The organism is Arthrobacter sp. SPT-J7 (assembly GCF_059089965.1).
In genome coordinates, this window is the sequence record NZ_JBNHFF010000242.1 from 1 (window position 1) to 4,718 (window position 4,718).

At 65.0% G+C, this 4,718-nt stretch carries 6 protein-coding genes and 2 pseudogenes; 3 read left to right on the forward strand and 5 right to left on the reverse strand.

Features of this window, described 5'->3' with window-relative positions; all coding sequences use genetic code 11:
• Together AC5RWX_RS30405 and AC5RWX_RS30410 are read left to right on the forward strand one after the other, a co-directional pair.
• A partial coding sequence (locus AC5RWX_RS30405) for an aggregation-promoting factor C-terminal-like domain-containing protein (protein ID WP_494099935.1) occupies positions 1-567 on the forward strand: 567 nt, incomplete at its 5' end.
• A gap of 43 nt (positions 568-610) precedes the next feature.
• Positions 611-712 (forward strand): annotated as a pseudogene (locus tag AC5RWX_RS30410) (YdeI/OmpD-associated family protein); the annotation flags it as partial.
• Positions 713-730: 18 nt separating this feature from the next.
• Here the strand turns inward: AC5RWX_RS30410 and AC5RWX_RS30415 are convergent.
• From AC5RWX_RS30415 to AC5RWX_RS30425, 3 genes are read right to left on the reverse strand one after another with little or no spacing between them, the layout of a single operon-like run.
• Positions 731-1,105 (reverse strand): VOC family protein, encoded by a 375-nt coding sequence (locus AC5RWX_RS30415; RefSeq protein WP_494099936.1) that lies wholly within the window; start codon positions 1,103-1,105, stop codon positions 731-733.
• A 45-nt stretch (positions 1,106-1,150) separates the two neighbouring features.
• Entirely contained in the window at positions 1,151-1,786 is a 636-nt protein-coding gene (gene upp, locus AC5RWX_RS30420) for a uracil phosphoribosyltransferase (protein ID WP_494099937.1), read from the reverse strand.
• Between the two features lie 40 nt (positions 1,787-1,826).
• Complete coding sequence (locus AC5RWX_RS30425) at positions 1,827-2,738, reverse strand: phosphatase PAP2 family protein (RefSeq protein ID WP_494099938.1); 912 nt, start codon at positions 2,736-2,738, stop codon at positions 1,827-1,829.
• Positions 2,739-2,798: 60 nt separating this feature from the next.
• On the opposite strand from AC5RWX_RS30425, the gene AC5RWX_RS30430 reads away from it, so the two are divergent.
• Positions 2,799-3,305, forward strand: a complete 507-nt coding sequence (locus AC5RWX_RS30430) for a nucleoside deaminase (RefSeq protein ID WP_494099939.1) — start codon at positions 2,799-2,801, stop codon at positions 3,303-3,305.
• 721 nt (positions 3,306-4,026) lie between these two features.
• Here the strand turns inward: AC5RWX_RS30430 and AC5RWX_RS30435 are convergent.
• Positions 4,027-4,425: a 6-pyruvoyl trahydropterin synthase family protein gene (locus AC5RWX_RS30435; protein ID WP_494099940.1), complete on the reverse strand. Its 399-nt coding sequence runs from the start codon at positions 4,423-4,425 to the stop codon at positions 4,027-4,029.
• A 4-nt stretch (positions 4,426-4,429) separates the two neighbouring features.
• A pseudogene (locus AC5RWX_RS30440) lies at positions 4,430-4,718 on the reverse strand (dehydrogenase); the annotation flags it as partial.

The following is a 4,718-nucleotide window of genomic DNA, read 5'->3' on the forward strand; positions in this document are numbered from 1 at the left end:
CAGGCTACAGAAACCAGCATGCGCGTTGCGGCCACTGAGACGCAGGCCGCCCAGGCGCAGTCGAACCTCAGCATCGAGAAGAGCGAGATTACCTCTAATCCCGCGCCTGAGGCCGCCGCCCCGGAGGTAGCTGTAGCCCCGCAGGCTGCCGAGCCCGCCCCGGCGCCGGCTCCCGAACCCGCACCCGCACCCGCTCCGGAGCCCGCTCCAGCACCTGCTCCCGCCCCCGCGCCTGAGCCTGCACCCGTCGTCGCGGTCAACGATCCCGCCGGCGCACAGGCTTACGCTGCCGGCCAGCTGGGGAACTACGGGTGGGCTCCTGACCAGATGCAGTGCCTGAAGACGCTGTGGACCAAGGAGTCGGACTGGACCACCACTGCAACCAACCCGAGCAGCGGCGCGTACGGCATTGTCCAGTCCCTGCCGGCGGAGAAGATGGCCAGCGCCGGTGCCGATTACCTCACCAACTACCGCACGCAGATCAACTGGGGCCTGAACTACATCCAGGAGCGTTACCAGTCCCCGTGTGGTGCGCTGAACTTTCACCTGTCGAATAACTGGTACTAAAAGCAACCTGTGGTGGTAACTATCCACGGGGAGCTCCAGCGTCCAGCGGCGGTATCTGGAGCCGCTGGGCGAAGCCAAAACTCCCGAGGCCCGGTCGGGACGGATTGCCAAAGCGGTGGAGGACCTTAAAGCCGGGAAGAATTAACCCCCGGTCCCGACAACATCAGGATTCGCGGCCGGGGATGTACTGGACGGCCCACCTGTTGCCGTCGGGATCGGCGAAGTACACAAAGTGGCCCCAGTCCTGCACGTCCACATCGCTGACGTCCACCCCGTTGCTTTTGAGGTGCTGGTGCGCAACCTCAATGTCGCTGACCACCAGTTGAAGGTTGGAGCCGGTGCCGGCAGGTGCGTCGGTGAGCCCGTCGCCGATGCAGATTGAGCAGGCGGAGCCGGGAGGCGTCAGCTGGACAAAGCGGATGGAGTCCGTTGGCCGCTCATCAACGTCGGCATTGAAGCCTACTTTGTTGACGTAAAAGTCCTTGGCGCGGTCCACGTCGGACACAGGGACGTACACGAGTTCCAGTTTCCAGTCCATCCGCACAGGCTAACGGCGGGCAGCGGAACGGAAAAGGCTTGATGACTACCCCGCGATGCCGTAAAGACGGTCCCCTGCGTCCCCCAGTCCGGGCACGATGTACGACTTCTCGTTGAGCTTTTCGTCGATCGATGCCAAAACAATGGTCACATTGGCGCCGGAGAGTTCCTCCTCCAGCTTGGCCAAGCCTTCCGGGGCAGCCAGGAGGCAGATGCAGGTTACGTCTGAAGCGCCGCGCTTGAAGAGGAATTTGATGGCCTCGCTCAGGGTCCCGCCGGTTGCGAGCATGGGATCAAGAACGAAAATCTGCCGGTCCGTGAGGTTTTCGGGGAGGCGCTCTGCGTAGGTGATGATATCCAGGGTTTCCTCGTCCCGGGCCATGCCCAGGAACCCGACTTCAGCGGTGGGGACGAGTTTGGTCATGCCTTCGAGCATGCCCAGGCCGGCGCGGAGGATAGGGACCACCAGCGGAGTGGGCTTGGTGAACGCCGTACCCACAGTGGTGCTGACCGGCGTCTCGATGGTGACGGGTTCGGTGCGGACCTCGCGGGTGGCCTCGTAAGCGAGGAGGGTCACCAGCTCCTCCGTCAGCTGTCGGAAGACCGGGGACGAGGTGTTTTTGTCCCGCAGGACGGTGAGCTTATGGGCGACCAGCGGGTGGTCCACAACGAGAGTGCGCATGGGTCAAAACTATCACCCGGCCGCTGGCCCTCCCCTGGCGTCAGCCTCCCGCGCCCGTCCGCGAGGAGCCGCCGTCGCTCCGGCGTAAGGTCCCGCCGTCGGCCCTTTCGGAGGTGCCGCCGGTCCGACGCGACGTGCCGCCGTCGGCCCTTTCGGAGGTGCCCGCGCTGAAGGTGCCCGCGCTGCTTGGCAGCGAATCCCCGCTGTGGTCCTCCCGGAGGACCGGGTGCTCGAAGGTGGGTGCCGGGCCGGCCTGTTCCCGCCTCCGGATCAGGTGGAACATCCGATGGGCCAGGATCACCATGGACACCCATGCCAACCCGAGGAACCACCCGGCCATCACGTCCGTCATCCAGTGATGCCCCAGGAATACCCTGCTGAGGCCCATGGCGATGATGAAGATTGCCCCGGTGGTGATGGCAGTGATTCTTGCCCAGAGCATCCGGAACTGAAGGCACATGATGTACACCAGGACGCCTATAACCACTGTTGTATTGAGGGTGTGGCCGCTCGGGAACGATGGTGATGTCTCGAAGGGCGGTACGGCTTCGGAGTGGTCCGGGCGGGTCCTGCCCACGAGGCGCTTGCCAAGGGTGGTGGCCGTGGTGGAAACAAGGGCTGCGCCGCCCACCAGGACGATGGGGCGCCAGGTCCGGCTCAGGAGGGTCAGCCAGGCCGTGAGGATGCTCGCGAGGACCGGCATGCCGATCCCGCCGCCCACGTTGGTGAAAGCTGTGGCAAAGGCGTCCACTTCCGGGTTCCGCAGCGATTGGGAATATTCCAGTGCAGGGATATCAAGGCTTGCCAGCCCCTCCTCGTCCACCACGTCCGAGTACACCTCGGCTCCCAGCAGGGCCATCGTGATCACCAGCGCACCGCCGATGATCATGGTCAGCCACAGGGCGGCATAAGGCTTGATCCACTTGTCCACGCGGTCTCGGACTGTGCTCATTGCGCCTCCCTGCGGATGTGCGTCACGGTCTCTGGGTACCTTCGAAACTATCATTGAGCCATGGTCTCCGCAGATAGCAAACACGCCGCCTGGATGGGCCTCGCGCTCGCGGAGGCCCGCCGTGCCCTTGCCACGGAGGACGTGCCGATCGGCGCCGTGGTGATAGGCCCTGACGGCGGCGTGCTGGGGTCCGGCCGGAACCAGCGGGAGGAACTGGGAGACCCCACGGCGCATGCCGAAGTGGTTGCCATTCGGGAGGCGGCAGCGCGCTTGCAGGAGCTTTCAGCGGCAAGCGGCGGGAGCGGAGATGGTTGGCGGCTGGCTGACTGCACGCTGGTGGTGACCCTGGAACCGTGCGCGATGTGTGCCGGTGCGATCGTTCTGGCTCGTATTCCCCGCGTGGTCTTTGGCGCCTGGGACGAGAAGGCCGGCGCGGCGGGATCCGTATTCGACGTGCTGCGCGAGCGTCGGCTTAACCACTGGGTCGAGGTTTACGCGGGTGTCCGTGAAGCCGAATGCGGCGAGCTGCTGCGTAACTTCTTTGTGGGGCACCGTCCGCGGCTGTAGGTGCTTGGGTGCTTTTCTCTGTACTGATCTGTGCCTGAACTTTAGCCGCGAAGGACGTCGAGCACGTGCGCAGCTGTCTGTTCCCACCCCGGCAAGCGGTTCCTCGTTTCACGTGCCGCTCCCGCCAAGCGTCCCTGGTTGTGCCGTCCTGCAGCCAGCGTCGCAGGACCTCGGCCAGCAGGGCGGGGTTTCCCGGATCAGCGTCGGACGGAATGGTGACGGCAGTCCCGGGAAGTTGACCGCCCCCCGTTCCAGACTCCACTCAGGTGCAGCGAAACTCAGGGCTTCGACGGCCCCTGTTCCTTGGCGGACCACCACGGGAATACCGTGGGCGAGTGATTCTGTGACCACCATGCCGAACAGTGATGAGGTGCGGCGGATTGGATCCTTTGGCCACCGGTGCAGGCTCCCTACCGGGCAGGGCCACCCGGAGCCCGCCAAGGCCGTGGCGGGCTTCGAGGATGGCAGCCGCCCAACTGCTGGTACAGATCACTCCAGATGCCGCACGTAAAGCCCGCGCCTCCAGCTCCTGCCGCGACGGGGCCGGCATGTGCACCAGCACCCAGGTCTCCTGCCGTGCTTTGGCTGCTGATTCCAGTTCGTCCGGGGCACCCATCGCGATCAGGGTGCGCAGAGCATGTACCAGGCGCGCGTTGTAAACGTTGCCACCTGGGTTGTGCCGGATATTGGCAGGTACCAGGAGCCGGATGGGGCGCATGGGTCAGGCGGCGGAGAGGTCCAGCGAGTAGGTAGCCCAGGCATCCGGATTTTCGCGCAGGGTGACATCGATACCCGCAAGTTCGCGGCCGTCATCGGTGTCTTTGATCTTGCCGGCAACCGACTGGGCGACGTACTCCGCAAGCGCCTCGGTCGTGCTGAGCTTCCCGTCGAAGTCCGGGTGTTCGTCCAGGTTCCGGTAGTTCAAGCCCGCCAGCACCTCCTCGATGATGGTGCCGGCGGCACCGATGTCCAGCACGATGGCGTCGTTATTGAGCGTCCGACGGCGGAAAGCCACCTCCGCGACGAAGGTGGCCCCGTGAAGGGCCTGGGCGGGGCCGAAAGCCTCCCGCGGAAGGCTGTGGGCGATCATGAAGTGGCGGCGGACGGTCAGGCTGAACAATGGGTTACCTCTGCTCTTCGCGGGCGGGGTCCTGGGCGTGTTGATCGTGCGCGTCTTGATCTTGCGGGGCTTCAGCTTGCGGGTCTTGACCCTGCGGGTCTTTACCCTGCGGGTATTCGATGACGTGGCACAGCGCGTCCAAGGTGCCGTCAGCGAGGCCTTGAACTATGTCGGGCAATTCGGTGAACGGCGATGAACCGGTCACGAACGCGTCGAACACCGGATCGGTCAGCAGGGATACGGCGAGGTCCAGGCGGTCGGCATTGGTCCTGCGGTGGCGCCGGGCACGGGCC

Bases quoted from the DNA above. Each gene is read 5' to 3' on its own strand.
- AC5RWX_RS30415 (WP_494099936.1), bottom strand. From the start codon at position 1,105: ATGGACTGGAAACTGGAACTCGTGTACGTCCCTGTGTCCGACGTGGAC.
- upp (WP_494099937.1), bottom strand. From the start codon at position 1,786: ATGCGCACTCTCGTTGTGGACCACCCGCTGGTCGCCCATAAGCTCACC.
- AC5RWX_RS30425 (WP_494099938.1), bottom strand. From the start codon at position 2,738: ATGAGCACAGTCCGAGACCGCGTGGACAAGTGGATCAAGCCTTATGCC.
- AC5RWX_RS30430 (WP_494099939.1), top strand. From the start codon at position 2,799: ATGGTCTCCGCAGATAGCAAACACGCCGCCTGGATGGGCCTCGCGCTC.